Origin of the sequence: Streptomyces sp. NPDC008079, assembly GCF_042957385.1 — a bacterium.
In the GTDB taxonomy this organism is placed as follows: Bacteria; Actinomycetota; Actinomycetes; order Streptomycetales; family Streptomycetaceae; genus Actinacidiphila.
In genome coordinates this window covers 92,954-118,499 of the sequence record NZ_JBIBIC010000006.1, presented here as the reverse complement: position 1 = coordinate 118,499, position 25,546 = coordinate 92,954, and the positions used below count along the sequence as shown (strand labels likewise).

At 73.3% G+C, this 25,546-nt stretch carries 21 protein-coding genes; 4 read left to right on the top strand and 17 right to left on the bottom strand.

The genetic code is table 11. The annotated features are described in order from the left end of the window. Nucleotides 1-55: 55 nt before the first annotated feature. Both ACFZAM_RS15845 and ACFZAM_RS15840 read right to left on the bottom strand, forming a co-directional pair. Nucleotides 56-1,072: a hydroxymethylglutaryl-CoA lyase gene (locus ACFZAM_RS15845; protein WP_391046381.1), complete on the bottom strand. Its 1,017-nt coding sequence runs from the start codon at nucleotides 1,070-1,072 to the stop codon at nucleotides 56-58. After that, nucleotides 1,069-2,337, bottom strand: coding sequence for a hydroxymethylglutaryl-CoA reductase, degradative (locus ACFZAM_RS15840; RefSeq protein ID WP_391046378.1), 1,269 nt, complete (start codon nucleotides 2,335-2,337; stop codon nucleotides 1,069-1,071). Before ACFZAM_RS15840 ends, ACFZAM_RS15845 begins: the two co-directional genes overlap by 4 nt. 210 nt (nucleotides 2,338-2,547) lie before the next feature. Between ACFZAM_RS15840 and ACFZAM_RS15835 the strand changes: the two genes are divergently transcribed. Continuing rightward, a complete protein-coding gene (locus tag ACFZAM_RS15835) occupies nucleotides 2,548-4,500 on the top strand; it encodes a GAF domain-containing protein (protein ID WP_391046375.1) in 1,953 nt (650 codons plus the stop codon). On the opposite strand, the gene ACFZAM_RS15830 is transcribed toward ACFZAM_RS15835, so the two are convergent. The 3 genes from ACFZAM_RS15830 to rocD form a co-directional block, all read right to left on the bottom strand. Then, the gene (locus tag ACFZAM_RS15830) at nucleotides 4,497-5,321 is read right to left on the bottom strand and encodes a hypothetical protein (protein WP_391046372.1); all 825 of its coding nucleotides are present in this window, start codon (nucleotides 5,319-5,321) and stop codon (nucleotides 4,497-4,499) included. The two genes, ACFZAM_RS15835 and ACFZAM_RS15830, sit on opposite strands and share 4 nt — an antisense overlap. Before the next feature lie 2 nt (nucleotides 5,322-5,323). After that, nucleotides 5,324-6,562 (bottom strand): CoA transferase, encoded by a 1,239-nt coding sequence (locus ACFZAM_RS15825; protein ID WP_391046371.1) that lies wholly within the window; start codon nucleotides 6,560-6,562, stop codon nucleotides 5,324-5,326. A gap of 188 nt (nucleotides 6,563-6,750) precedes the next feature. Next, complete coding sequence (gene rocD / locus ACFZAM_RS15820) at nucleotides 6,751-7,959, bottom strand: ornithine--oxo-acid transaminase (RefSeq protein ID WP_391046369.1); 1,209 nt, start codon at nucleotides 7,957-7,959, stop codon at nucleotides 6,751-6,753. Nucleotides 7,960-7,969: 10 nt separating this feature from the next. On the opposite strand from rocD, the gene ACFZAM_RS15815 reads away from it, so the two are divergent. Next, the gene (locus ACFZAM_RS15815) at nucleotides 7,970-8,158 is read left to right on the top strand and encodes an Lrp/AsnC ligand binding domain-containing protein (protein WP_391046367.1); all 189 of its coding nucleotides are present in this window, start codon (nucleotides 7,970-7,972) and stop codon (nucleotides 8,156-8,158) included. Nucleotides 8,159-8,162: 4 nt separating this feature from the next. Here ACFZAM_RS15815 and ACFZAM_RS15810 read toward each other — a convergent pair whose 3' ends face one another. Genes ACFZAM_RS15810 through ACFZAM_RS15800 form a run of 3 tightly spaced genes read right to left on the bottom strand, consistent with a single transcriptional unit; the run spans nucleotide 8,163 to nucleotide 12,036 of the window. Then, nucleotides 8,163-9,359, bottom strand: a complete 1,197-nt coding sequence (locus ACFZAM_RS15810) for an amidohydrolase (RefSeq protein ID WP_391046365.1) — start codon at nucleotides 9,357-9,359, stop codon at nucleotides 8,163-8,165. Next, on the bottom strand, nucleotides 9,356-10,933 hold the full coding sequence (locus ACFZAM_RS15805; RefSeq protein ID WP_391046363.1) for a hydantoinase/oxoprolinase N-terminal domain-containing protein: 1,578 nt from the start codon (nucleotides 10,931-10,933) through the stop codon (nucleotides 9,356-9,358). The genes ACFZAM_RS15810 and ACFZAM_RS15805 overlap by 4 nt, the downstream gene beginning before the upstream one ends. Then, a complete protein-coding gene (locus ACFZAM_RS15800) occupies nucleotides 10,930-12,036 on the bottom strand; it encodes a DUF917 family protein (RefSeq protein ID WP_391046362.1) in 1,107 nt (368 codons plus the stop codon). The genes ACFZAM_RS15805 and ACFZAM_RS15800 overlap by 4 nt, the downstream gene beginning before the upstream one ends. A 74-nt stretch (nucleotides 12,037-12,110) precedes the next feature. Between ACFZAM_RS15800 and ACFZAM_RS15795 the strand changes: the two genes are divergently transcribed. Then, complete coding sequence (locus tag ACFZAM_RS15795) at nucleotides 12,111-13,595, top strand: helix-turn-helix domain-containing protein (RefSeq protein ID WP_391046360.1); 1,485 nt, start codon at nucleotides 12,111-12,113, stop codon at nucleotides 13,593-13,595. 24 nt (nucleotides 13,596-13,619) lie between these two features. Here the strand turns inward: ACFZAM_RS15795 and ACFZAM_RS15790 are convergent, their stop codons facing one another. The 9 genes from ACFZAM_RS15790 to ACFZAM_RS15750 all read right to left on the bottom strand — a co-directional run bounded on the left by ACFZAM_RS15790 (nucleotide 13,620) and on the right by ACFZAM_RS15750 (nucleotide 24,087). Continuing rightward, a complete protein-coding gene (locus ACFZAM_RS15790) occupies nucleotides 13,620-14,279 on the bottom strand; it encodes an FMN-binding negative transcriptional regulator (RefSeq protein ID WP_391046359.1) in 660 nt (219 codons plus the stop codon). Continuing rightward, nucleotides 14,272-15,138 carry an alpha/beta fold hydrolase gene (locus tag ACFZAM_RS15785; protein WP_391046357.1) on the bottom strand — a complete coding sequence of 289 codons (867 nt, stop codon included), beginning with the start codon at nucleotides 15,136-15,138 and terminating at the stop codon, nucleotides 14,272-14,274. Before ACFZAM_RS15785 ends, ACFZAM_RS15790 begins: the two co-directional genes overlap by 8 nt. An 8-nt stretch (nucleotides 15,139-15,146) precedes the next feature. Then, nucleotides 15,147-16,631 carry an amidohydrolase family protein gene (locus tag ACFZAM_RS15780; RefSeq protein WP_391046354.1) on the bottom strand — a complete coding sequence of 495 codons (1,485 nt, stop codon included), beginning with the start codon at nucleotides 16,629-16,631 and terminating at the stop codon, nucleotides 15,147-15,149. Nucleotides 16,632-16,661: 30 nt separating this feature from the next. Next, nucleotides 16,662-17,537 carry an ATP-binding cassette domain-containing protein gene (locus ACFZAM_RS15775; RefSeq protein WP_391046352.1) on the bottom strand — a complete coding sequence of 292 codons (876 nt, stop codon included), beginning with the start codon at nucleotides 17,535-17,537 and terminating at the stop codon, nucleotides 16,662-16,664. Beyond that, the gene (locus ACFZAM_RS15770; protein ID WP_391046350.1) at nucleotides 17,534-19,243 is read right to left on the bottom strand and encodes an ATP-binding cassette domain-containing protein; all 1,710 of its coding nucleotides are present in this window, start codon (nucleotides 19,241-19,243) and stop codon (nucleotides 17,534-17,536) included. Before ACFZAM_RS15770 ends, ACFZAM_RS15775 begins: the two co-directional genes overlap by 4 nt. A 2-nt stretch (nucleotides 19,244-19,245) precedes the next feature. After that, the gene (locus tag ACFZAM_RS15765; RefSeq protein ID WP_355332846.1) at nucleotides 19,246-20,286 is read right to left on the bottom strand and encodes an ABC transporter permease; all 1,041 of its coding nucleotides are present in this window, start codon (nucleotides 20,284-20,286) and stop codon (nucleotides 19,246-19,248) included. A 4-nt stretch (nucleotides 20,287-20,290) separates the two neighbouring features. Then, on the bottom strand, nucleotides 20,291-21,898 hold the full coding sequence (locus ACFZAM_RS15760; RefSeq protein ID WP_391046347.1) for an ABC transporter substrate-binding protein: 1,608 nt from the start codon (nucleotides 21,896-21,898) through the stop codon (nucleotides 20,291-20,293). Nucleotides 21,899-22,241: 343 nt separating this feature from the next. Further along, entirely contained in the window at nucleotides 22,242-22,997 is a 756-nt protein-coding gene (locus tag ACFZAM_RS15755; RefSeq protein WP_391046702.1) for an ATP-binding cassette domain-containing protein, read from the bottom strand. 136 nt (nucleotides 22,998-23,133) lie between these two features. Beyond that, complete coding sequence (locus ACFZAM_RS15750) at nucleotides 23,134-24,087, bottom strand: ABC transporter permease (RefSeq protein ID WP_391046344.1); 954 nt, start codon at nucleotides 24,085-24,087, stop codon at nucleotides 23,134-23,136. A 116-nt stretch (nucleotides 24,088-24,203) separates the two neighbouring features. On the opposite strand from ACFZAM_RS15750, the gene ACFZAM_RS15745 reads away from it, so the two are divergent. Then, the gene (locus ACFZAM_RS15745; RefSeq protein WP_391046342.1) at nucleotides 24,204-24,842 is read left to right on the top strand and encodes a TetR/AcrR family transcriptional regulator C-terminal ligand-binding domain-containing protein; all 639 of its coding nucleotides are present in this window, start codon (nucleotides 24,204-24,206) and stop codon (nucleotides 24,840-24,842) included. The last annotated feature ends 704 nt before the right edge of the window (nucleotides 24,843-25,546 follow it).

Genomic DNA, 25,546 nt, shown 5'->3' with positions numbered 1-25,546 from the left:
CCCGTGCTGACCGTCCGCCAGCACTGACCGCCTGCCCGTACTGACCGCCCGCGCCTCAGCCGTCCCGGTCCCCGTCCGGCCGGTCCCCGTCCGGCCGGTCCCCGTCCCCGTCCGGCCAGTCGCGGTCCAGGGCCTGGACGACCCGTGACGGGGACGGCCGGCCGAGGAGCGCGGTGACGCGGAGCCCCGCGCGCATCGCCGCGTCCAGGTCGGCCCCGGTCTCGATGCCGAGACCGGTGAGCATCCAGAGCAGGTCCTCCGTCGCGAGGTTGCCGGTGGCGGAGCCCGCGTACGGGCAGCCGCCGATGCCGCCGACCGAGGCGTCGAAGGTCGTGACCCCGGCGAGCAGTCCCGCGTGCACGTTGGCCAGGGCCTGGCCGTAGGTGTCATGGAAGTGCAGGGCGATCCGGTCGCGGGCCACACCCGCTTCGGCGACGGCTGCCAGGACCGCGCCCACATGGCCGGGTGTGCCGACGCCGATGGTGTCGCCGAGGCTCACCTCGTGGCACCCGGCGTCGGCCAGGTCCCGGGTGACCTCCGCGACCCGCTCCGGGCGGACCGGCCCCTCCCAGGGATCGCCGAAGACCATCGAGACGTACCCGCGGACCCGGACGCCCGCGGCCAGTGCCCGCTCGGTCACCTTTCCCGCGACCTCGACCGCCTCCGAGCGGCCCATCGCCAGATTGCGGCGCGCGAAGGTCTCGGTCGCGCTGACGAAGACCGCGACGGCCGACGCCCCGGCGTCCAGGGCGCGGTCAAGACCGCGGTCGTTGGGCACCAGGACGGGGTGTCTGCTCAGGTCCGCGCCCGCCTCCCGCAGCGCGGTGAGCACGTCGGCGGCGTCCGCCAACTGCGGGATCCAGCGCGGGGAGACGAAGCTGGTCGCCTCGACCACGGGCAGCCCGGCGGCGGTCAGGTCGCGGATCAGCCGGACCTTGGCCGCGGTGGGCACCCGCGCCTGCTCGGCCTGGAGCCCGTCGCGGGCCCCGACCTCGTAGACCGTCACCCGGTCCGGCAGTCCTGGCGACCGGTGGGCGACGGGCAGTCCGAGCGCGGCCGGTGACCGGGTCACGGCCGGTCCCGCAGTTCGGCAAGGATTCGCTCGGCGGCGTCCGCGCGTACGGACCTGTCCGCGACCATCCGCGCGACGACCGTGTCGATCTCGGCGGCGGTGGCCCCCGCGGTGACGGCCACATTGCGCGCGTGCAGCGACATGTGGCCGCGCTGGATGCCCTCGGTGGCCAGCGCCCGCACCGCCGCGGCGTTCTGGGCCAGGCCGACGGCCACGATGATCTCGGCCAGCTCGCTCGCCGTCTCCACCCCGAGCAGTGTGACGTTGGCCCGCGCCACGGGGTGCACCTTGGTGGCGCCGCCGACCAGTCCGACCGGCATGGGCAGCTCCAGCGTGCCGACCAGGTCGCCGTCGGCGTTCTTCTCGAAGCGCGACATCGCGGTGTAGCGGCCGTCAGGACCGACCGCGTGGGAGTGCGCGCCCGCCTCGACCGCGCGGGTGTCGTTGCCGGTCGCCAGGACGACGGCGGTGACGCCGTTCATGATGCCCTTGTTGTGGGTGGCGGCGCGGTAGGGGTCGGCGACGGCGAATTCGGCCGCGTCCAGCATGTTCTCCACGACGGCGGGGCCGCCGAGCAGGTCCGCGTCGAAGGTCGCCGAGACGCGGGTGAGGCGCAGGTCGGCCTTGTTGGTGAGGATGCGCAGGAGGGTCCGCCCGCGGGCGATCTCGGCCGCGCGGGGGGCGATGGCCTCGGCCATGGTGTTGACCGCGTTCGCGCCCATGGCGTCGCGCACGTCGACCACGAGGTGCAGCACGACGTAGGTCTGCCGCCTGCTGGGCACCAGCCGCACGGAGATCTCGCGCGCCCCGCCGCCGAACCGGACCAGCGCGGGGTCCTGTTCGTTGGCGAGCGCGATCAGTTCCCCGGCCGCGGACAGCAGCCGCACCCGCGCGCCCGCCGGGTCGGCGACGTCGAGGATCTGCACCTGCGCCTGCATGAGCGGGACGCTGGACGAGGTTCGGAAGCCCCCGTGGTCGCGGGTCATCCGGGCGAGGTTCGAGGCCGCCGCGACGACCGAGGGCTCCTCGGTCGCCATGGGGACGAGGACGTCGCGACCGTTCACCACGAAGTTGGTCGCGATGCCGACCGGGAGGCCGAGGACGCCGACGACGTTCTCGACCATGTGGTCGGCCTGGTCGAGCGAGAGGCCCCGGTCCGGCGAGAGCGCGTCGAACAGGGCGAGGGGCACCTCCATGGCCTCGGCGGCGCGGGCACGGCGCTGGTCGACGGAGAGATTCCTGAAACCCGACAGACGGCTGGTCACGATGCCATGGCCTTCCTCCGGAAGCGGTCACGGGCGGGAGCGGTGGTGCCGAGGGACGCGCGGGGGCGCGTCCCTCGGGTGCTGGTCACGCTAATGACGGCGCGGAACCCCCGCTATGGACCATCAGCACGCCGTACGGCACGCTGAGTGTGCGCAGCGCACAGCGGCCGACGGCAGAGGCCGGCGCGGCGCGCGGAGGGAGCGGTCGCGGTGGAGAGCGGAGCCGAGCGGGCGGACCGGAGTACGGCGGACGGCGGTACGGCGGACGGCCGCGCGCGGGCGCTGGCGGTGGTCCTGGACGCGGCCGTCGGCGAACAGGCGGTGGACCCCTACCGGCTGGACGGCGCGCTCGCGGACCTCGGCGTGACCGGCGGCGCCGCGGCGGGCACGGCGGAGCGGCTGTACCGGCTGCGGCGCGACCAACTGCGGCTGCGCCGCCGTGAGCACGAGCTGACCGCCCTGTTCTCCAGCGCCCGGGAGCTGGCCGAGGAGCGGGACGCCGACGCGCTGCTGGCCCGGCTGGTGGAGCGCGCGCACGACATGATGGACTCCGACGTCACGTATCTGTCGGAGTTCGACGCCGCCAGCCTGACGCTGCGCGTCCGCAAGACGGCGGGCTCGGTCAGCCCGCGCTTCCAGCGCCTGGTGGTGCCGCCCGGCCGCGGACTGGCCAGCCTCGTGGTCGAGACCCGCGCCGCGCAGTGGGTGACGCGCTACGAGGACGACTCCGCCGGGTGGCACGAGGACTCGCTGTCCGAGGCGGTCGCCGCCGAGGGCCTGGTCTCGCTCCTCGGCGTGCCGCTGCTCTCCGACGAGGACGTCCTGGGGGTGCTGTTCGTCGGGACCCGCGACGAGCACGCCTTCACCCCCGAGCAGGTCGCGCTGCTCTCGGCGCTCGCCAACCACGCCTCGGTGGTGCTCCAGACCGCGCAGCGGCTCCAGCGCCTCCAGCGCTCGCAGGAGGAGGCGCGCGACGCCCTGGAGCGGTTGAGGGAGCACCTGGTCGAGCGGGACCGCGCCAACGCGGTGCATCAGCAGCTCATCCGGTCCGTGCTGGAGGACAGCGACTTCTCGCCGATCGCCGAGAAGCTCGCCGAGGCCCTGGACCGCGCGGTGGCCGTCGTGGACGAGTACGGCGAGGTGATCGTGACGGCCGGGCGCGCCCTGTCCGCCGACGAACTGCGCCGCGCACCCGTCGCCGAGGCCGTCCGGGCCAGCCATGACTCGGGCCGCTGCGTCCTGGTCGAGGACGGCGGGGACATCGGGGCGGTCGCCGCCCTGACGACCGGCTCGTACTACTTCGGCGCCGTGCTGCTCGGTACGGGCGGTTTCCCGCTCAGCTCCGTCGACCTGCGGACCATCGAGCGGGGGGCGCAGGTCGGCACGCTCCTGGCCATGCAGCGGCAGGCCGTGTCCGACGCGGAGCACCGCAGGCAGGGCGAGTTGCTGGCCGATCTGCTGGACGGCTCGCCCGACCGCCGTCGCGACGCGGTGCGCCGGGCCAAGCGGTTGCGCGTCCCCGTCCAGGACCTCGACACCCTCGTGCTCTTCGCCGTGCCGGGCGAGCACCGGCCGCAGGCGACCCGTACGCTGCTCGGTCCGCTGCACAGCCGGGCGCTGGTGGGCGAGTACGGCGGCCATGTCGCCGTCGCCCTGTCGTCCCGGCAGCCCGGCGTCACGGTCCAGCGGCTCCACGACCAGCTGCGCGCGGCGCTGTCGGTGCCGGTCCTGTCGGTGAGCGCCGCCGCGTCCGGCGACCTGCCCGCGGCGGTGGTGACGGCGCAGCGCACCGTCCGGCTGCTCCAGGCGCTGGGGGCGGGCGACCTCGCGGCGCGGGCCGAGGACTACCACCCCTACGCGGCCGTCTTCGAGCCCGACCCCGCCGCCCTGACCGCGTATCTCGATACGATGGTGGGGCCGGTACGGCGCTACGACGCCGAGCACGGTACGGATCTGCTCGCCACCCTGCGCGCCTTCGTGCGCAATCAGTCGAGCCCGACCAGGACCGGCCGGGAGCTGGGCTTCCACACCAACACGATCCTCCAGCGGATCGAACGGCTGACCCGGCTCCTGGGCGAGGGCTGGCGCGACGACGAGCTGTTCTTCCGGCTGTCGCTCGCCGTCCGCCTGGACGAGATCGCCGAGCGGCTGCGCCGCCCCTAGGGCGTGTCCGTACGCACCCGGCCCCGGGCGAGTACGCGATGGTCGGCGTCCAGGGCGCGGACCCGTACGCCGTCGGCGTCCTCGCGGCCGACCAGGGTCACCGGCCGGTCGACGAACGCGGGCGAGACCGAGCGCATCGAGAACTCGCGGACCGTGCGGCCGGGCAGTGAGCGCGTCGCGAAGTCGAGCAGGAGCATGCGCATCAGGGGGCCGTGCACCAGCAGGTCGGGCAGGCCCTCGACGTCCTGCGCCCAGGCCCGGTCGTAGTGCACCCGGTGGGTGTTGAAGGTCAGCGCCGAGTACCGGAAGAGCTGCCGGCTGTCCAGGGTCGCCCGCCACGACCAGTCCCACTGCTCGGCCTCGCCCGCGGGTACGTCGGCGGGCGCGGCGGCGGGGTCGCTCGCGGGCAGGAACACGTCGTGCCAGGTGCTCGTGACCGCGACGGCGCCGTCCACCAGGTAGCTCCGCTCGATGTCGGCGAAGACCAGCTCCCCCGCCCGGCCGCGCTTGCGGGTCACGGCGCCGAGCGCGGTGCGCTGCTCGACCGTGTCGCCGTAGCGCAGGGGCCGCAGGAAGCGGGTGTCCTCACCGGCGTACATGCGCCGGGGCAGGCCGGGGTCGGGCACCGTGCCGTCGGCGCCGGGCGAGCCGTCGGGGCGCAGGTCGGCGAAGGCCGCGTCGAAGGGGAAGTAGATCCCCTCCCAGCCCGGGGGCAGCGGCTCGCCGGGGACCGGCTCAGGGGCGCTGGGCGCGAAGGTGGAGCGATACGCGGCGGCGGGCCCGGTCAGCAACGGCTCGCGGCGGACGGCCTCCTGACCCATCGTCAGATCACCTTCGCCGCGCGCAGCTCTTCGATCCGCGCCCGGTCATAGCCCGCGAAGCGGCGCAGCACCTCGTCGGTGTGCTCCCCCACCTTGTTGGCCGGTCGCCCCGGCACGGCGGGGGTGGCGCTGAGCTTGATGGGCGAGCCGAACATCCGCAGCGCGCCCAGCGGGCCGTAGTCGGCCTCGACGATCATGTCCCGCTCGGCGGTGCCCGGGTCCTCGACGACCTCCCCGATGTCGCGGACGGCCGTCAGCGGGATGACATCGCCCGCGAGGTCTTCGAGTTCCTGCCGGGTCCGCCCGGCGAACCAGCCGGTGACCAGCGGCTTCACCCGGCGGTCGTACGTCTCCTTGTCGAAGCGTTTGCGCATCGTGTCGATCTCGGGGTCCGTGGCCGCCTCCGGTGTGCCGAACAGCGCGCAACTGGCCGCCCAGAGCCTGTCGGTGTAGCCGCCGAAGAACACCTGCCCGTCGGCGCACGGGAACAGCTCGTATGGCCTGACCCAGGCGTGCTCGTTCCCGGCCGGTGCCGCGACCTTCCGGTCGACGGTGTAGTCGACGACGGCCGTCTCGGTCATGGCGACGACGCTGTCGACCTGGGCGACGTCGACCAGTTGGCCGACGCCGGTGCTCTCGGCGTGCCGCAGGGCGGCCAGGGTGCCGATGACGGCGAACATCGTGGCCGACAGGTCCCCGATGGTGACGCCCACCCGCACCGGCGGGGTGTCGGGGTAGCCGTTCATCGACCACAGGCCGCCCGCGGCCTGCGCGGTGCTGTCGAAGGCCGGACGGCGGCGACGGCTGCCCGTCTGGCCGTAGCCGGAGATGGCCGTGTACACCAGCCGGGGGTTGATCCCGGCCAGCACCTCGTAGCCCAGGCCGAGCTTGTCCATGGTGCCGGGCCGGAAGTTCTCGACGAGGACGTCGGCGTGGGCGACCAGGTCCTTGAGGGCCTGCTTGCCTTCGTCACGGGCCAGGTCGAGGCAGACACCGAGCTTGCCGCGGTTGTACTGGCCGTAGTACCCGCTGAACTCCTCGTCGCCCGAGCGCAGGTACGGCGGGAAGCCGCGCGAGACATCGGGATTCGCGGGGTTCTCGACCTTGATGACGGTCGCGCCGAGGTCGGCCAGCGTCTGCGCGGCGTACGGTCCCGCCAGGACGTGGGACAGGTCGACGACGACCACTCCGGTCAGTGCGGCCCTGCCGTCGGCGCCGGTCTCCGGCTGGTCCCTGTGCATCGCGCACCCCTGCCTCTTCGTTCTCGTCGGCTCCGCCGCGTGGACTCGGCCCGCGTGCCGTATGTCTGTTTCCGCCTCTGCGCCGCACGATAGCCGTGGCGCCGACCGGCGGCGATGGGCCCACCGTCCATCACCACCGCCGGATCCTGGGCCCTCGTCACTGCCGTCCCGTGGACGGCGGAACCCGCTTACGCCAGCGCCCGCAGGACGTCGGCGAGCTGGGCGACGCCCCAGGACAGCTCGCTCGGCTCGATCACCAGGGGAGGCGAGAGCCGCACGGTGGAGCCGTGGGTGTCCTTCGCGAGGACACCGCGCCGGGCCAGCTCCTCGCAGACGGTACGGCCGGTGGCGAGCGCGGGGTCGACGTCGATCCCCGCCCACAGCCCGATGGTCCGGACCGAGACCAGCCCCTGGCCGACCAACGGCGTCAGCTCGTCGCGCAGTCGCGCCCCCAGGGTCCGGGCGCGCTCCTGGTACTCCCCGGTCCTCAGCAGGTCGACGACGGCGGTCCCGATCCGGCAGGCCAGCGGGTTGCCGCCGAAGGTCGAGCCGTGCTGCCCCGGGCGCAGGACACCGAGGATGTCGCTGTCGGCGACCACCGCGGACGCGGGGACGATGCCGCCGCCGAGCGCCTTGCCCAGAATGTAGACGTCGGGCGTCACTCCGACGTGGTCGCAGGCGAAGGTCTCCCCCGTGCGCCCCAGGCCCGACTGGATCTCGTCGGCGAGGAACAGGACGCCCCGCTCGTCACAGATCCGGCGCACCGCGGGCAGATAGCCCGCGTCGGGGATGATCACACCGGCCTCGCCCTGCACCGGCTCCAGCAGCACGGCGGCGGTGTCGGGGGTGATCGCCGCCTCCAGGGCCGCGGCGTCGTTGTAGGGCACCGTCACGAAGCCCGGGGTGAACGGTCCGAATCCGTTCCTGGCGTCGGGGTCGTCGGAGAAGCCGACGACGGTGGTCGTCCGGCCGTGGAAGTTGCCGGAGGCCACGATGATCTCGGCCCGGTTCTCGCGGACGCCCTTGACCTCGTAGGCCCACTTCCTGGCGACCTTGATGGCGGTCTCGACGGCCTCCCCGCCGGTGTTCATCGGCACCATCATGTCCTTGCCGGCCAGGTCGCAGAGGGCCGCGGCGTACCGCTCCATCTCGGTGTGGTCGTAGGCGCGGCTGATCAGGGTCATGGCCGCGAGCTGGTCGTGGGCCGCCGCGAGCAGGGTGGGGTTGCCGTGGCCGAAGTTCATCGCGGAGTAGGCGCTGAGCATGTCGAGGAAGCGGCTGCCCGAGGCGTCCGTGACCCAGACGCCCCGTGCGGACTCGGCCCGCACCGGAAGGGGCGCGTAGTTGTTGGCGAGACGGCTCACCCGACGGCGCGGAACGGTGGTTTCTGCGTGCACAATGTCCTCCTTGAACGTTTGTTGCGAACGTGTCGGGGTGTGGAACGTGTCGGGGGACGCGGACGCCCTGGTCCGTGTCCTGGCGGGCTCCATCGCGGAGTCGGAGGACACCATCGAGCAGATCCGCCGCACCGACCGGCTCTACCGGACCCGGAGCGCGATCCTCCTCTCGCGCCTGTTCCAGCGCGCGCTCGGCTGAGCGGTCACCGCGGGCGCGGTGCCCCTCGGCCCGCGAGGCGGCGCCATGCCAGTTCCGCCAGGAGCGCCGCGTGTTCGTCGAGGCGGGAGTCGTCGAAGACCGCCCGATCGGAGTGCATCGGACCGCTCGTACCGTCCTCGGGCCGTACGCCGAGGAAGACCAGCGTGCCGGGCACCTTTTCGAGCACGTAGGCGAAGTCCTCCGAGGCCATGCCGGGGAACGGCAGGCGCACCACCCGGTCGCCGTAGCGCTCGTCGAGCACCGCGAGCACCCGCTCGGTCTCTGCCGGGTCGTTGACCGTCACCGGGTACGACTCGACGTACTCGGTGTCGACCGCGCAGCCGTGCGCCTCGCCGAGCGCGACGGCCAGCGCCGGGAGTTCGTCACGTACCAGCGCCAGCGTCGCGGGTGACAGGGCGCGGATGTTCGCCTCCAGGCTGACGGAGGCGGCGAGGACGTTGCCCGCGGCGGAGTCGGAGGAGACACGGGTCACCGAGACCACGGCCGGGTCGGCGACCGGTATCCGGCGCGCCACGAAGGACTGCGTCGCGAGGATGATCTCGGCCGCCACCGGGACCGGGTCGAACCCGTGGTGGGGGTAGGCGGCGTGGCCCCCGGTCCCGGTCACCCGGATGTGCAGCGCGCTCACGCTCGACATCATCGGACCCGGCCGGGTGACCGCCCGGCCCTTCGGCGTCACGCAGTCGACATGGACGGCGTACGCGGCGACCGGGCGCTCGCCCGCCGCGTCCAGGACGCCTTCCTCGATCATCAGCCGACCGCCCGCGTATCCCTCCTCGCCGGGCTGGAACATGAACACGACGGTGCCGGGCAGTTGCGCGCGGCGGGCCGCGAGGAGCCGGGCGGCGCCGACCAGGCCCGCCATGTGCAGGTCGTGGCCGCAGGCGTGCATGGCGCCGTTGGCCGCCGCGAACGGCAGGCCGGTGGCCTCCAGGACCGGCAGGGCGTCCATGTCGGAGCGCAGCAGGACGACGGGGCCCGGCCGGCCGCCGCGCAGCACGGCCGTCACCGACGTCAGACCGTGCCCGGTGGTGATCTCCAGGCCGAGGCCGTCCAGCGCGGTGAGGACCGCCGCCTGCGTCCGGGGCAGGTCGAGGCCGACCTCGGGGTGGGCGTGCAGTGCGCGGCGCAGCGCCACAAGGTCGGCGAGCGCCGCGTCACCCGCGGTGAACCCCGTCACCGCACCGCGGCCCGTTCGCCGAGCCGCGCCAGCGGTCCCGCGGCCTTGACCGACACTTCCACGGTCGGCCGGTCGCTGTAGGGGACGGGGGTCTCCAGCACGTCGACGACGGCCACTTCCAGCGGGTCGGCGCCCGCCTGGATCGCCTTGGCGATCGCCGCCTCCGACGCCTGGGCGATGGCCGCCTCCCGGTCCTCCAGCGGGCTGATCTGGTCGGCGCGGCCTCCGGCGAGCGAGATCGCGGCGCCCACCGCGTTCGCCACGTCGCCGTGGTCGGGCCGCACGATGGGACCGGCGCCCGGCAGGTCGTCGGGTACGAGGAAGCCGCCGCCGCCGACCACCACGAGCGGCAGGTCGGCGCGGCCGAGGGAGAGCCGTTCCACGGCTTCCTCGATCAGCACGTGCGCGCGCTCCAGGGCGGCGCGCAGCGCCTGCTCGTTGGCGGCCGTCTGGGCGGGGAGGGTCCGTCCGGCGATCGAGGCGCCCGCGAGGGCCGCCGCGTCGGTCAGGGTCGGCGTCCGGCCGCCGAAGAGCAGGCCCTCCGTCGCGATCCGGTAGCCCACCGAGCCCGGTCCGACAGCGCCGGTCACCGGGTCGATGGTCGTACCGCCGCCCACGCCGAGGCTGAGGATGTCGGGCATCCGGAAGTTGGTCCGTACGCCGCCGATCTCGCGGGGCAGAGTGGACTCGCGGGGGAATCCGTTCACCACGACGCCCAGGTCCGAGGTGGTGCCGCCGACGTCGATGACGATCGCGTTGGTGGCGCCGGAGAGGTAGGCCGCGCCGCGGATGGAGTTCGCGGGGCCGGAGCCGATGGTGAGCACCGGGTACCGGGCGGCGTAGTCCAGCGACATCAGCGTGCCGTCGTTCTGCGCGAAGAAGGTGACGGCGTCGAGCCCTTCCTCGTCGACGACCGTCACCAGGGCCTCGGTGACCGAGCGGGCCACGCTGTGCAGCGCCGCGTTGAGGACGGTGGCGTTCTCCCGCTCCAGCAGACCGGTGGGACCGATGTCGTGGCTGAGGAAGACGCGCGCGTCGGGGCCGAGGTGGGCGCGGAGCAGTTCGGCGACCTCGAGTTCCTGGTCCGGCATCGAGGGGCTGAAGATGCCGGTCACGGCGACGGCGTCGAAGTGGTCGAGGCCGTCGAGGAAGCGCAGGATGGCGTCCCGGTCCAGTGGCGCGATCGGCGTGCCGTCGACCATGTGGCCGCCGCCGACCATCGCGGACCCGGCCAGGATGAGCCCGGCGAGATCGCCCGGCCAACCGAGCAGCGGCGGGTACTCGGTCGCCGCCGGGGCGCCGAGCCGGATGGTCGCCACCCGGTCGAGCTGCCGCCGGGCGACGATCGCGTTGGTGGCGTGCGTGGTGCCGAGCATGACCCGTGAGACCCGTGACCGGTCCTCGCCGAGCGCTGTGAGCACATGGGCGATTCCGGCCCTGATGCCGCCGGTGACGTCGTCGGTCGTCGCCTGCTTGGTGTGGGCGAGCACGGTGCCGGTGCTGTCGATGGCGACGGCGTCGGTGTTGGTGCCGCCGACGTCGACGCCGATGGAGAGATCGCGCGTGGCCGTCATCGGGTGCTTCCTTCGAAGGGGGTGTAGGTCAGCTCGTATCCGAACGCCCGCGGTCCGGCCAGTTCCAGGCCGCGCGGTGTCCGCCAGATCGGGTCGCAGGCCCAGGCGAGTACGGAGACGCGCTGGCCGTACCGCAGCATCTCGGTGGTGATCGCGTGGCCGGTCTCGGCGTCGATGATGGTGACGTTGTCGGGGACGCTCACGAGCACTTCGCCGTCCTCCAGGACGACCAGGTTCTCGTTCTGGATCTCCAGGCGCTGGAGCCTGCCGCGGTCGGTGCCCGTACCGGCGATCGTCACGGAGCCGCGGGAGAAACCGCCGACGGTGCGGCGGTCGAGGTCGGTGATCTTGCCGGTGAGCAGGATCGAGCCGCCGAGCTCCGCGGCCACGGCGGCGACCGGCTCGGGTGAGGAGAGCAGGGCGTGGCCGACGCGGATGGCGGCGCTGACCGTGCCCTCGACGACGGCGCCCTTGGCCGTCTCGGCCGTGAGGGGGTAGTGCACGCCGAGGCAGATGGAGCCGCTGGCGACGGTGAGGGCGCGCGCGTGCCGCTCCAGCCAGTGCAGGTCGACGGTCTTGAGCACCGAGACGTTGCCGACCACGTCGCTCAGGACGGAGAAGTCGCACGGGACTCCGGCGACGTTCATGGCGACCATCGCCGCGTCGGGGAAGGCCCGGCCCATGCCGTCGGCGTCGAGCAGCTTCAGCCCGAGGCGGGAGGCCCAGCCCACCGGCCCGACGCCGTTGCTGCCGCCGATCTCCGCGGCCATGAGGGCGGTGATGGGGCGGCCGGCGACGGCCTCTGCCTCGCGGACGAGGAGGTCGACCTGGCGGTTGGAGGAGAGCATCTCGATGCCCACGGTGGGGGCGCCGATGCCCGACATGAGGATCACCAGGTCGTCGGGGCCGAGATCGTCGACGGTGACCAGGGGCACCGGGCCGTTCGCGCGGAGCGCTTCCTCGGCGACGATCTGCGAGGTGTAGACCGCCCCGCCGCCCCCGGTGCCGAAGATCGCTGTGCCCGCGGCCAGCGCCGCGACGTCTGAGGCCGCGACGGCGGAGGCCCTGTGAGGGGCGGGCGCGTCGAGGGGTGTGTGAACCATGGGCCTCACGATATGGCGACGCCCTGACCGCACCTATGGCCCGAGAGTCCAGAGAATCGCGTCATACTGTGCTGATGGCACAACTGACCGTCTCCGACCTCGCCGCCCAGGGCGACCGCCTCGGCATCCGGCACCGCGCCGGGCCCGCGGACGGGCGCGCCGTCGTACGGGTGGACGTCTCGGCGCTCGACCTGCTGGGCACCGTGCCCGCCGGAACCCTCGTCATCGTGCCCGGCACCGAGCACCCGCCGCCGTACCGGCTGGACGTGGCGCTGCGTCAGGCGAGCGCGCGCGAGGTCGCGGGGCTCGTGTTCACGACCGAGCTGACCCTGCCCGACACCGCCAGGGTGCTCGCCGACCGCGGCGGTGTGCCGGTCTTCGCCGCTCCCGGCGCGCGGTCGGCCGATCTGGCCCTCGTGGTCGACCGGCTGCTGTCGGGCGGCGCGTCCGAGGCGATCATGCGGGCGACGCACGCCATCGAGAAGGCCACCGAGGCCGCGGCGGGACCGGACGGGACGCCCGAGCACATCCTCGCCGAGGCCAACCGCATGCTCGGCTCGGAGCTCGCCGTGGTGGAGGACGCCACCGTGACCTGGTCGGCGGCCGACGCGGTCTGCGTCGGCGAGGTGCCGATCGGGCGGCTCGTCGGGAACCGGTCGGACCCGGCGATGGCCATCGCCCTGCCCGTCGTCGCCTCGCTGCTGTCGCGGGCCGCACAGCGCCAGATCAGCGACCGTTTCGCGCCCACCCAGTCGCGGTCGGACCTCATCGTCGAGCTGGTGCTCGCCGAGTCCCACCGGGTCGAGGGCTTCGTCGGCCAGGCCGCGATGCTCGGGCTCCCCCTCCAGCTCTCGCACGTCGCGGCCTGGCTGATCCCGACCGGCCTCGACAACCCCGAGGCGCGGGCTCCGCGCAGCGTGCAGCCCGCGCTTGAGCTGTTCGCGCTCCAACTGGTCGACGGCCGGGACGAGATGTGGCACGTCGCGTTCGTCCAGGACGACCTGCTCCTGGTCAGCACCGAGGAGCACGGCGCGGGCGACCACCAGCGGCGGCTGCGGGAGGTGGCCGTCCGGCTCCAGGAGTACGCGCGCGGCCTGACCGGGCACGGGTGGGAGTACACGCTCGGCCTCGGCACCCCGCAGACGGGCGCGGCGGGGCTGCGTTCGTCCGCCGCGGAGGCGCGGATCGCCGCCGGTTCCGCGATCGCGGCCGGGCGCCTCGGCAGCGTCGAGCTGACGGACGTGACGGGCCTGCGCCGGGTGCTGCTCGACGTGTACGCCTCCCCGACCAGCCGCAGCCTGCTGGCGGACATCCTGCTGCCGCTGGACGCGCTCGGACCCGAGCGGGCGCACATCTCGGTGCAGACGCTGCTCGCCTACCTGTCGCACCGCAACTCCCTGGCCCACGCGGGCCGCGAGCTGAATCTGCACCCCAACGCCGTCGGCTACCGGCTCAAACGGGTCCGCGACACGCTCCAGCTCGACCTCGACGACCCGGACACGCGCTTCGCGGTCGAACTCGCCTGCCGGGTGCGGCTGCTCGGCGCCAGCCGCCGCTGAGCGACGGCGCCGGGCACGGCGCGGTCAGTCGCGCACGGCGCGCATCCGCGCGGCAAGGCCGGGGTTCGCGTACGGGCCGTCCCCGTCGAGGGCCGCGAGGATGCGCGCGACGACCGGTTCTGGCTTGTCCTGGCTCATCTTCTCCTTGGTGACCGCGCGGGTGACCCGCATGCGGAAGCCGACCGTGCCGTGCACGATGCGCTGCGCGTAGGCGGCGTTCTCCGCCGTGCCGCGCATCAGGAACGGGTTGGGCACGGGCGCCTCGAAGTGGGCCACGAGCCGGTCGAGGACGGCCAGATTCTCCTCGTCGGAGAGGATGTCGGGCACCCCGTACAGGTGGGCGGCGGCGAAGTTCCAGGTGGGTACGGCAGTGGGCAGGTCGTACCAGCTCGGCGAGATGTAGCCGCTGGGGCCGTAGACGACCACGCACAGCTCCTGGGTGCCGAGCCGGTGCAGCGCCTCGTCGGGGCGGCCGACATGGCTGACCAGCACCAGTTCGCCGGGGGCCGTGGAGTCTTCTGGGGCGCCGGACTCCTCGGGCTCCTCGATCAGGAACGGGTAGTGCGAGACGACGGGCCCCGCGCCGTCGGCGCCGTTGGACACCATGGTCGCCCAGGGGTGTCCGCGCAGCAGGTCCGCGGCCCAGGCGAGGCCGCCGCCGGTGTACTCGGGGGTCTCACGCATGGTCGCTCCGCTCCGCTCGCGCCGCCGTGCGCGCGAACGCGCGGACGAAGTCGGGCCACAGCTCGCGCGGGATGTCGTGGCCCATCTCCTCGTAGAGGTGCACCTCGGCCCGCGGCATGATCTCCGCGAAGGCCAGCGCGGCCCGCCAGTGCAGGGACTGGTCGCCGCGCCCGTGGATGACCAGCGTCGGCACCGTGACCTCGCGCAGGTCGTCGCGGCGCTCCAACGGGCCGCGCAGCATGGCGTTCCACTGCCGCACCAGGCCGTCGGGGCGGTAGACCCGGTCGTAGTAGCGGGCGCCGAGGGCGGCCGACTCCTCGGCGTCGAAGGGGAAGCCCGGCGACTGGTAGTTCCGCTGGCCGCCGACGAACATCTCGATGTAGGCCGCGCGGTCCAGCCGTTCGGGCGCCCGCGACACCGGCCGACCGTCCCCGTGCGTCCCGACCAGGAACTCCGGCTCGCTCGACGGCGAGGTCGACATCAGGCCCAGGCTCGCGACCCGTCCGGGGTGCTCGATCGCGACCAACTGCGCGATGTAGCCGCCCATCGACATACCGGCCAGGTGCGCGCGGCCGATGCCGAGGTGGTCGAGGAGCGCGACGACGTCGTCGGCCATGTCGGAGAGGTCGTACGTGGCGGCGAACTCGTCGGGTCCGCCGGTCTGCTGGGAGAGCCCGACGTCCCGGTTGTCCGGGCGTACGACGTAGAAGCCCGCGTCGGCCAACAGCGCCACGAACGCGTCGTGCCAGCCGATGAGTTGGGCGCCGCCGCCGTGCACGAGCACCAGCGGACGCCCGGCCGGGTCGCCGTCGGTCTCGTAATGGACCTCGATGCCGGCGGGGGTGATGAGGGTGGGCATCGGATCTCCTACAGGTTCGTCCAGGTGGGCCGGCCGCCCAGCACGGTGGCGGCGACCGGCAGGGTGCGCAGCGCTTCGGCGTCCAGCTCCAGCGGGTCCTCGTCGAGGACGACGAGGTCGGCCGGGTCACCGGCCGTCACGTCCATCCGGCCGCGGGCGCTCGCGGACAGGGCCGCCTCGCGGGTGATCCGCTCGTCCGGGTGCCACGGCTCGCGGCCGTCGCGGCTGCGCGAGACGGCGGCGCTGATCGCCACCCACGGGTCGAGCGGCGAGACGGGCGCGTCGGAGCCGAGCGCGAGGGTCGCCCCCGCGTCCAGCAGCGAGCGGAACGCGAACGCCCGGTCGCTGCGGCCCGCCCAGTGCGTGTCGGCGACGTCGCGGTCGTCCATGGCGTGCTCGGGCTGCACGCTCGCGACCAGGCCGAGCCGGCCGAAGCGGGCGAAGTCGGCGGCGGACACGAGCTGGGCGTGCTCGACGGTGCCCGGTATGCCCAGGCGCTCGAAGGCGTCGATCACCTGGGTGTTGGCGCGGTCGCCGATGGCGTGGACGGCCGCCGCGATGCCCGCCGCGTCCGCGCGGGCGAGCAGTTCCCCGACGCGCTCGGGTGCGACGGACTGCACTCCGCACGGGTGCGGGTGGTCGGCGGGCAGCCCCGGATAGGGGTCCCAGCACAGCGCCGTACGGGTGTTGAGGGAGCCGTCGACCACGATCTTGAGCCGCCCCATGGTGATGAGCCCGCTCGGTTCGAGGAGGTCGCCGGTCCGCAGGCCGCGGCCGATCGCGTCGTCGAGCCGGTCGGGCCACACCGACGCCTCCACGCGCAGCGCGGTCACTCCGGCGGCGACCCGCTCGGGCCAGAAGCGGGTGATGTCGGCGTTCTCGAAGTCCACGATCCCGACGACGCCCCTGGCCGCGGCGGCCTGGGCCGCGGCCCGGTGGTCGGCGGCCTCGGGCCGGTGGTCGCGGTCGAGGACGTCGAGCGTTCCGATCCACTCGGTCTCGCGCAGCACGCCGTCCTCGGGCGGGCGCACGCCGAGGCGGCGCGCGGCGGCGGAGTTGAGCCAGCCGCAGTGCAGGTCGCCGGAGACGAGCACCAGGCCGCGGTCGGCCGATATCGCGTCGAGGGCGGCCAGGCTCGGGGCGTCGGGCCACAGCGCGTCCCGGAAGCCGTAGCCGACCAGGAGGTCGGACGCGGTGGCGGCCAGCGCGTCGCGCATGATCGTGGCAGCGTGCGCGGCGGACGTGGCGGGGGCGAGGTCGACCCGGCGGCTACGGATGACCCACTGGTCGAAATGGGTGTGCGCGTCCCATAGGCCGGGGCGCACGAAGCGCCCGTCGAGGTCGAGGGCCGCCGCCGACGGGAGGTCGCCGCCGGTCGGCGCGACGCTCTCGATCAGGCCGTCGCGCAGCACGAGGTCCCACTGCCCCGGGGTGCGCGGGATGCGCGCGCGGCGCAGGACGAGGTCGGGCACGGGGCTCATGGGCGACCGCATCTCAGGTGTTCCTCCGGATCTCAGGGGTCTTCAGGGTCGAGGGGTGCCGTCGAGGTCGAGGCTGGTGTCGAGGTCGGCGGTGTCATCGAGGTCGGCGGTGTCGTCGAGGGAAGCGTCGTCGAGGTCGTCGAGGTCGAGCGGCCTTCCCATCACGGGGATCGACCGCAGCAGTTCGCGGGTGTAGGGATCGGCGGGGTCGGCGAGCACGGCGTCGGTGGGCCCGTGCTCGACGACGCGGCCGGCCCGCATGACGGTGACCTCGTCGCTCACGTAGCGCACCACGGCGAGGTTGTGCGAGATGAACAGCATGGTCAGGTGGAGTTCGCTCTGGAGCTCGCGCAGCAGATTGAGGACCACGCCCTGGACGCTGACGTCGAGCGCCGAGGTGATCTCGTCGGCGACGAGTACGGCGGGTTCGGCCGCCAGCGCCCGCGCGATGGTGATCCGTTGCCGCTGGCCGCCGGAGAAGCGGGCCGGTCGGTCGCCCGCCCGGGACGGGTCGATGTGGACGAGGTCGAGCAGTTCGCGGACCCGTGCCTCCCGGTCGGTCCGGTTGAGCCGCCGCCCGGTGGCGAGCAGGCCCTCCGCGACGGAGACGCCCACGGGCATCCGCGGGTCGAGCGCCGCGAGCGGGTCCTGGAAGACCATCTGCACCCGGCGGCGGGCCAGTCTGGCCTCGCGCGAGCGGGCGGTGAGGTCGACACCGTCGAGGCGTACGGTGCCCGCGTCGGCGCGCGCCAGCCCCACGGCGACCCGCGCCATGGTCGACTTGCCCGACCCCGACTCGCCGACGAGCCCGAGCGTCCGGCCGGAGCGGACGACGAGCGAGGCGTCGTCGACGGCCGTCTGGGCGGCCCGGCCGTGGCCGAAGCGCACCGTGACGTGGTCGAATTCGAGCGTGCTCACGCGGTCGCCTCCTCCTGTGTGGCGACGCCGACCACCGGCAGCGCGCGGGTCCTGTCGGTCGTCATGTCGGGCACGCAGGCGATCAGACCGCGCGTGTACGGGTGCCGCGCCTCGTCCAGCCGTCGCGCGTCCAGCCATTCGACCACCACGCCGTCCCGCATGACGGCGATGCGGTCGCAGAAGCCGCTCACCAGGGCGATGTCGTGGGAGATCAGCAGGATCGCGGTGCCGGTCCGCTCGCGGGCGTCGCGCAGCGCGCGCATCACCTGCCGCTGCACCGTCACGTCCAGGGCGGTCGTGGGCTCGTCGGCGATGATCAGCCGGGGCGTCCCCATCAGGCCCATCGCGATCATGGCGCGCTGCCGCATGCCGCCGGAGAACTCGTGGGGCAGCTGCCGGATCCGCCGTTCCGGGTCGGGGATGCGCACCAGGGCGAGGGCGTCCAGGGCCCGCTTCGTCGCGGCGCCGCGCGCCACACCCGCGTGGATCTCGCTGGCCTCGGTGAGCTGCCGGCCGACGGTGAGGGCCGGGTTGAGCGAGGACAGCGGGTCCTGGAAGATCATCGCCTGTTCCAGGCCGAGCCTGCGGCGCTCGGCGGCCCTGGGCCGCCGTTCCATGTCGATGCCGCGGAAGACCAGGCGTTCGCTCTCCACCAGCGCCTCGGGGCCGAGCAGTCCGGCCAGGGCCATGGCGGTGACCGACTTGCCGGAGCCCGACTCGCCGACGATGCCGACGACCTCCCCCGGTCCGATCGTCAGGTCCACGCCGTGCACCCGCTGGACCAGGGAGCCGTCGTCGGCGCGGAAGGAGACCCGCAGGTTCTTCACCTCGGCGACGGCCTCGCCCTCGGCCGGGGTGACGCCCGCGCCGTCCGACCGGGGGCGTACGGCGTGCACGGTCCGGGCGCGGGACTGGCTGAGCACCTCGCCCAGCAGCGAGAACAGCACACCGGTGAGCACGATCGCGATGCCCGGCCCGATCGCCGCCATGGGCGCCGAGTAGATGCGCTTGGAGCCCTCGTTGAGCAGCCGTCCCCAGTCGTACTGCGTGGGTTGCACGCCCAGGCCGAGGAAGGACAGCGCGGCGAAGGAGAGCAGCGTGGCCGACGCGTGCGCGGCGATGTTGACGACCAGCGGCGGCAGGATGTTCGGCAGGACGTGCCGCCGCGCGGTGCGCAGCGGCGGGCTGCCGACCAGCCGCGCGGCGTGCACGTAGTCGGTGTTGGCGACCGACGAGGCGAGGGTGGAGACCAGGCGCGCGAAGACCGGGACGCCCGCGAAGCCGATCGCGAACATCGCGCCGCGCGCCGTCGCGCCCCAGATGACGGAGAAGAACAGCGCGAGCAGCAGCCACGGGAACGACAGCAGGATGTCGATGAAGGCGGTGACCAGGCGGCGCGGCGCGCGCGGCAGCACCGCGGCGACGATGCCGAGCACGACGCCGCCCGCGACGGAGATGCCCGCGGCGCCCAGGGTCAGCAGCACCGACAGGCGGGTGGCGACGACGGTGCGGGCGAACAGGTCGCGGCCGAGTTCGTCGGTGCCGAAAGGGTGGGAGAGGCTGACCGGTGCCTGGCGGCCCGCGATGTTCCGGGTGGTGGCCGCGTGGTCGAACACGAAGGGGCCGACGACCGCGGCGAGCACGACGAGCGTGAGACCGGCGAGTACGGCGATGCCCTGCGGGGTGAGGAGGGTACGGCGCAGCATGGTCATGCCTCCGCGATCGTCGAGCGCGGGTCCAGGACCGCGATGGCGAGGTCCACGACGAGGTTCGCCCCGAGGACGAGCAGCGCGTACACGAGCACGATCCCCTGGATCAGCGGGTAGTCCTTGGCCGTGATCGAGGAGACGATCGTGGACCCGATGCCGGGCACGGTGAACACCGTCTCCACGAGCACGGTGCCCGCGACGAGTCCGACCAGCACCACGCCGCCCGCGGTGAGGGTGGCGGTGACGATGTTGGGCAGCGCGTGCCGCAGGTACAGCAGCCGGCCGGGCAGCCGCTTGCTGCGCGCGGTGGTCAGGTACGGGGCGTCCAGCACGCGCAGCATTTCGATGTGCACGATCCGGGCCAGGTAGGCCAGCGGCCCGATGGCCAGCGCGAGCACGGGCAGCACCGCCTGGCCGGGCGTGCCCCATCCCGCGGGCGGGAAGAGCGGCAGGCCGACGCCGAGGGTCGCGATGAGCAGCACCGCGAGCAGGAAGTTCGGGATCGCGATGAGGATGCCGAGCAGTCCCGACACCCCGAGGTCGAGGAAGCGGCGGCGACCGCTCCGGGCCGAGACCGCCGTGGCGACGCCGATCGGGAAGGCGCCGACGACGGCGACGAGGAAGGAGATCACGGCCAGCAGCAGCGTGGTGGGCAGCCGCTCGCCGAGGATCTGGGAGACCGGTCGCTGCGAGGTGATCGACGTACCGAGGTCGCCGTGCAGCAGCGCGGTGACGTAGTGGGTGAACTGGGCCCACAGCGACTGGTCGAGGCCGAGCTGCTGGCGCAGCGCGTTCACCGTCGACAGCGGGGCGGTGGGCCCCAGGGCCGCTCGTACCGGGTCGCCCGGCACGAGCTGGACCATGAAGAACGACGCCACCAGCACGACGGCGAACGAGATCGCCGCGCGACGCAGTCGTTGCAGGACGAATTCGAGCCTCGGCGATCCGGCCAGGAGCCGGGGGCGCCCGGCCCGAGCGGCGGCCGGTTCGGCCTGCTCGGGGGGCGCGGCGGTGGTGACCGCGTTCGAAGGGATCGTCATGCCGTCAGCCCAGCATGCGGATGGTCGTCGGCGCGATGCCCCAGGGCACGTCGGCGGTGGCCTTGTTGAAGAAGGTCGGCGCCGCGGTCTGCGCGAGGGGGTAGGCGTCGGCCCGGTCGATCAGTTCCTTCTCCGCGCTCTGCCACAGGTCGCACGCCGCCGTGGTGTCCTTGGCGGTCATCGCCTGCTTGGCCAGGTCGTCGTACGCGGGGTTGCGCACGTCCATGAAGTTGTAGCCGCCCTTCTCGCTGGTGGCGCCGAGGAAGAACAGGCTGAGCGTGGAGGGCTTGTTGGGGGCGAGCTGGATGAAGCCGGTGTCCCAGTCGTAGGACTGGTAGAGGTCGGTGGACCAGCCGGTCGGGTCCTCGGCGACGAGCTTGGTGTCGACGCCGATCTCCTTCCACTCGGCCTGGATCTCCTCGGCGGCGGCGGAGTGGCTGGGCGTGCCCGCGTCGTACAGGAAGCGGATGGTCAGCGGCTTGCCGTCCTTGGAGCGCTTGCCGCCGGAGCCTGCCGGGTACCCGGCCTCGTCCAGCAGCGCGCCGGCCTTCGCCTTGTCGGTGGCGGGCAGCGTCCACTTCGGGCCGCCCTTGACGCACAGGAACGGCGCCTGGACGACCAGCGACTTCATCTCCTCGGAGTGGCCGTTGGTGACGAGGTCGCCGACCGAGGAGCGGTCGAGGGCGAGTGTGAGCGCCTTGCGCACGCGCTCGTCGGAGGTCGGCCGGCTGGAGCGCTCGTTGAAGAGCATCTCGCCGATCGGGTTCGGCACGCCCTTGGACGCCAGCTTGGCGGCCTGGAGACGGTCGCGGTCGGTGCCCGCCACGCCTGCCGCGTTGAGTCCGCCGGACAGCAGCAGGTTCGCCGCCGTGGACTCGTCGGTCACGACCTTCCCGACGACCTTGTCGGGCAGCCCCTTGGTGCTGCTGGTGACGCCCTGGGGTCCCCAGGTGTAGTCGGTGCGCTTGGTGTAGACGTACTCGTTGCCCGCCTTGGCGGTGGTCAGGTGGAACAGCGCCGTGCCGTTGGTCGCGTTCTTCAGCGAGTCGGGCTTGTCGAGGCCGCCCTGGCAGACCATCTCGACCTCGCCCGTCATGCTGAGCAGGAACGGGTTGCTGGTCTTCGAGGTGATCGTGAGCTTGTTGCCCTCGGCCGTGGCCTTCATGTCGGCGGTGACGTCGGAGCCGTGCCAGAAGGTGCCGTGCTTGGCGTCCGCCTGGTAGGTGATGTTGTTCGCGGCCGTCGCGGCCGTGAACGTGCTGCCGTCGGAACAGGTGACGCCGTCCTTGAGGGTGTACGTCACGGAGGTGGGGGTCTGCGTCCAGCTCTGCGCGAGCCACGGCAGGGACTGGCCGTCCCCCGAGGTGTAGACGAGCGATTCGTAGGCGTACGGCACGAGCTGGCGCTGCACGAGCGAGACCCCGGTGAGCGGCGAGAGGCTGCCCGGGTCGTCGTTGAGCCCGACGTTGAACGTGCCGCCGGAGACGTACGAGGTCGGGCCTGCGCTCGCCTTGGCGCCGGAGCCTGAGCCGGAACCGCAGGCGGCGAGCGTTACGGTCGCGACCGCACATGCCGCGACCGCGACGGACGGCTTGAGGTGCTTCCTGGTCATTGCTGTCGTCCTTTGGTTCGACGCGGTGCGGGACGGGAGCCTGGTCGATGGGGCCGGGCGGCCCCGGGTACTCCGAGGCCCTGGGTCCGAGGCTAGAAAGCCCGGATACACCCGACAATGTGCCGACGACGCAGAGAATCGTGGCGCACTGTGCTGTGAACACAGTGGCCGGCACCACATCGGCTCGTGACCGCGAGCCGTCCGGGTACCGGTGTCCCCGCACCCGCGCCGGGTACGGGCCGCTCGAAAGCCGCCCCGGCGCGGTGATCTCCCTGGAGACGATGCAGGAGCGGGCTCCGTACTTCAAGCCCCGACGGCATCGACATGTGCCGCGACCAGCGGTTCAGCCTCCGCCGCTGTGCTCCTCGTAGGCGGCGACGACCTCTTCGGTCGGGCCGTCCATCAACAGCTCGCCCTTCTCCAGCCAGATCACGCGGTCGCAGGTGTCGCGGATGGAGCTGTTGTTGTGACTGACGAGGAAGACGGTGCCCGCCTCCTTGCGCAGCTCCCTGATCCGGTCCTCCGAGCGCTTCTGGAAGGCGCGGTCACCGGTGGCCAGCGCCTCGTCGATCATCAGCACGTCGTGGTTCTTGGCCGCCGCGATCGAGAACCGCAGCCGGGCGGCCATGCCGGAGGAGTACGTCCGCATCGGCAGCGAGATGAAGTCGTCCTTCTCGTTGATCCCGGAGAACTCGACGATGCCGTCGTACCGCTCGCGCACCTCCTCCTGGGACATGCCCATGGCCAGGCCGCCGAGGATGACGTTGCGCTCGCCGGTCAGGTCGTTGAGCAGGGCGGCGTTGACGCCGAGCAGGGACGGCTGGCCGTCGGTGTAGACCCGGCCGCGGTCGGCGGGGAGCAGGCCCGCGATGGCCTTGAGCAGGGTGGACTTGCCCGAGCCGTTGGAGCCGATGATGCCGATCGCCTCACCGCGGTAGGCCGTGAAGGTGACGCCCCTGACCGCGTGCACGGTGTGGACGTTCGGCGAGGCCCTGCGGGAGACCAGCCGGTGCAGGGCGGAGGTCGCGTTGCCCCGGCCGGTGCCCGCGCCGTAGATCCGGTAGACGACGTGCAGTCCGTCGACGATGACGGTGGGCACCAGGGGCTGGACCAGGCGCGGGGCGACCTCCGGGGCGATCTTCGGGTCCAGGGCGGCAGCCAGCTCGGGGGCCAGGCCCCTGGCGCTGTTCGGGACGGCGTTCAGCGCGGTCTCCTGCGTTGCCTCGTCCGTTGGTTCAGCCACGGCCGTACTCCTCCTCCGACGACCAGAAGAACGCGTACCCGGCGCAGGCGGCCACGGCCGCCCAGCCGACCGCGAGCGGCCAGATGTGCGGCGGGAGCTGTTCGCGGGTGACGCTGTCGATCAGCGCGAAACGCATCAGACCGACATATACCAGGGCGGGGTTGACGTTGAGCATCACCGCGACGGCGTGCGGCGCGCCGACGGTGAACCGGGAGAGGTCGTAGAAGACCCCGGAGACGTACATCCAGGTCCGCAGCACGAAGGGCAGCACCTGGGCGAAGTCGGTGGTCCTGGCGCCGACGCGGGCCAGGCCCAGGGCCAGCCCCGCGTTGAAGAGCGACTGGAGGGCCAGCGCGGGGACGGCGAGCAGCCAGCGGGTGGTGACCGGGATGCCCTCGGCGACCACGATGACCGAGAGCACGCCGAGGGAGAGCAGGAGCTGCCGGAGCTGGAGCAGGGTGGCGGCGATCGGCAGGCAGGCGCGCGGGAAGTGCAGGGCGCGGACGAGTCCGATGTTGTCGGTCAGCGAGCGGGCGCCGCCGAGGACGGCCGACTGGGTGAAGGTGAAGACGAAGACCCCGGTGCACAGGAACGGGATGTAGTCCGTGACGCCGCGGCCCGCGCCGAGCAGCAGTCCGAAGATCAGGAAGTAGACGGCCGCGTTGAGCAGCGGGGTGAGCACCTGCCAGAGCTGGCCGAGGCGCGCGTCGCTGTAGAGGGCGGCCTGCCGGGCACCGGCGAAGGTGGTGACGAAGTGGCGGCGGGCCCAGAGCCGCCGGGTGTACTCCACGATTCCGGGGCGGGCGCCGCTGACGGTCAGGCCGTGGGCGGCGGCGAGCGCGGCGGGAGCGAGGTCCGCGGGGCCCGGCCGCGCGGGTGCGCGCGGGGCGGTGATCACGGCGGGAGAGGCGACGGGCATGGGCGGCTGCCTTCGGGTGACGGGCATGGGGAGACACCTGCGCAACGACGGAACGGGCCCGTATCGTCGTCACGGTCGACGGTAGAGCAGTCGCGGGATGGAACGCAACCGTTCCGTCGTCACGTCGGGTTAGGATCGCTCGCATGACCGACTCCGCCGAGGCCGCTTCTCCGTCCACGACGACCGGCGGTCCGCGCCGCGCCCCGGCGGGCGCCGCCGTGCTGCGCGAGGACGTCACCGAGGCGATCCGGGCGGCCGTCTTCGCCGAGCTGGCCGCCGGCGGCTACGGGCGCATGTCGATGGAGGGCATCGCCCGGCGCGCGGGGGTCGGCAAGGCCGCCGTGTACCGCCGGTGGCGCTCGAAGCTGCCGCTGGTCCTCGACATGGTGTCCGACTTCGCCGCGCAGGGCCTTCCCGTGCCCGACACCGGCACGCTGTACGGGGACGTCCGCGCCCTGCTCGACGTCAGCGCGCGGGCCCTGCGGCATCCGGTCGCGGCGCAGATCATCCCCGATCTGCTGGCCGAGGCCGCTCGCAGTCCCGAGCTGGCCGACACGCTGCGCACCGCGCTGCGCGAGGCCCAGGGCGGGATCACCGTCGCCGTCATACGCCAGGCCGCCGCGCGCGGCGAGCTGTCTCCCAGCGCCGATCCCGAGCTCGCCCTCGACCTCATCGCGGGCCCGCTCTACTGGCGTCTGGCCGTCATGCGCGCCGCCTACTCCCGAGCGCAGCTCGACGCCCTCACCTCAGCCGTCGTCGCTGCGCTCCAGGCTTCCACGTAGCGCGTACGTCCGCCCCCACCCCGCCGCCGCGCTCCCGGCTTCCGCGTAACCACCGGGCCTCCGGCCCGGACCCCCCACAGGAGCTGCCCCACTGAGGCCGGTCCGCACAGCGCACCACCGCCGCGGCCGGCCGCGCAGTTCCCCGCGCCCCTAAAAACCCGCCGCACCCAGCCGAGCACCCACACACCCGAAGGGCCGCGACCACCGGGCCTCCGGCCCGGACCCCCCACAGGAGCTGCCCCGCTGAGGCCGGTCCGCACAGCGCACCACCGCCGTGGCTGGCCGCGCAGTTCCCCGCGCCCCTAAAAACCCGCCGCACCCAGCCGTGCACCCACACACCCGAAGGGCCGCGACCACCGGGCCTCCGGCCCGGACCCCCCGCAGGACCTGCCCCGCTGAGGCCGGTCCGCACAGCGCACCACCGCCGTGGCTGGCCGCGCAGTTCCCCGCGCCCCTAAAAACCCGCCGCACCCAGCCGAGCACCCTCGCCCCCGAAGGGGCGCGGGGAACTGCGCGAGCAACCACAACGCACCGGCACCCGGCAAACACCCCGCCAGACCCACAGCGCTCGCCCGAAGGGGCGCGGGGAACTGCGCGGGAAACCCATCACCGGCGGGTGGTCGGGGGGATGCGGCAACCGCCCCACCGGGGCCGGTAGTGACCGGCAGGTCAAAGGGCGTCCACGTGCCCGTGGTGACCGGCAG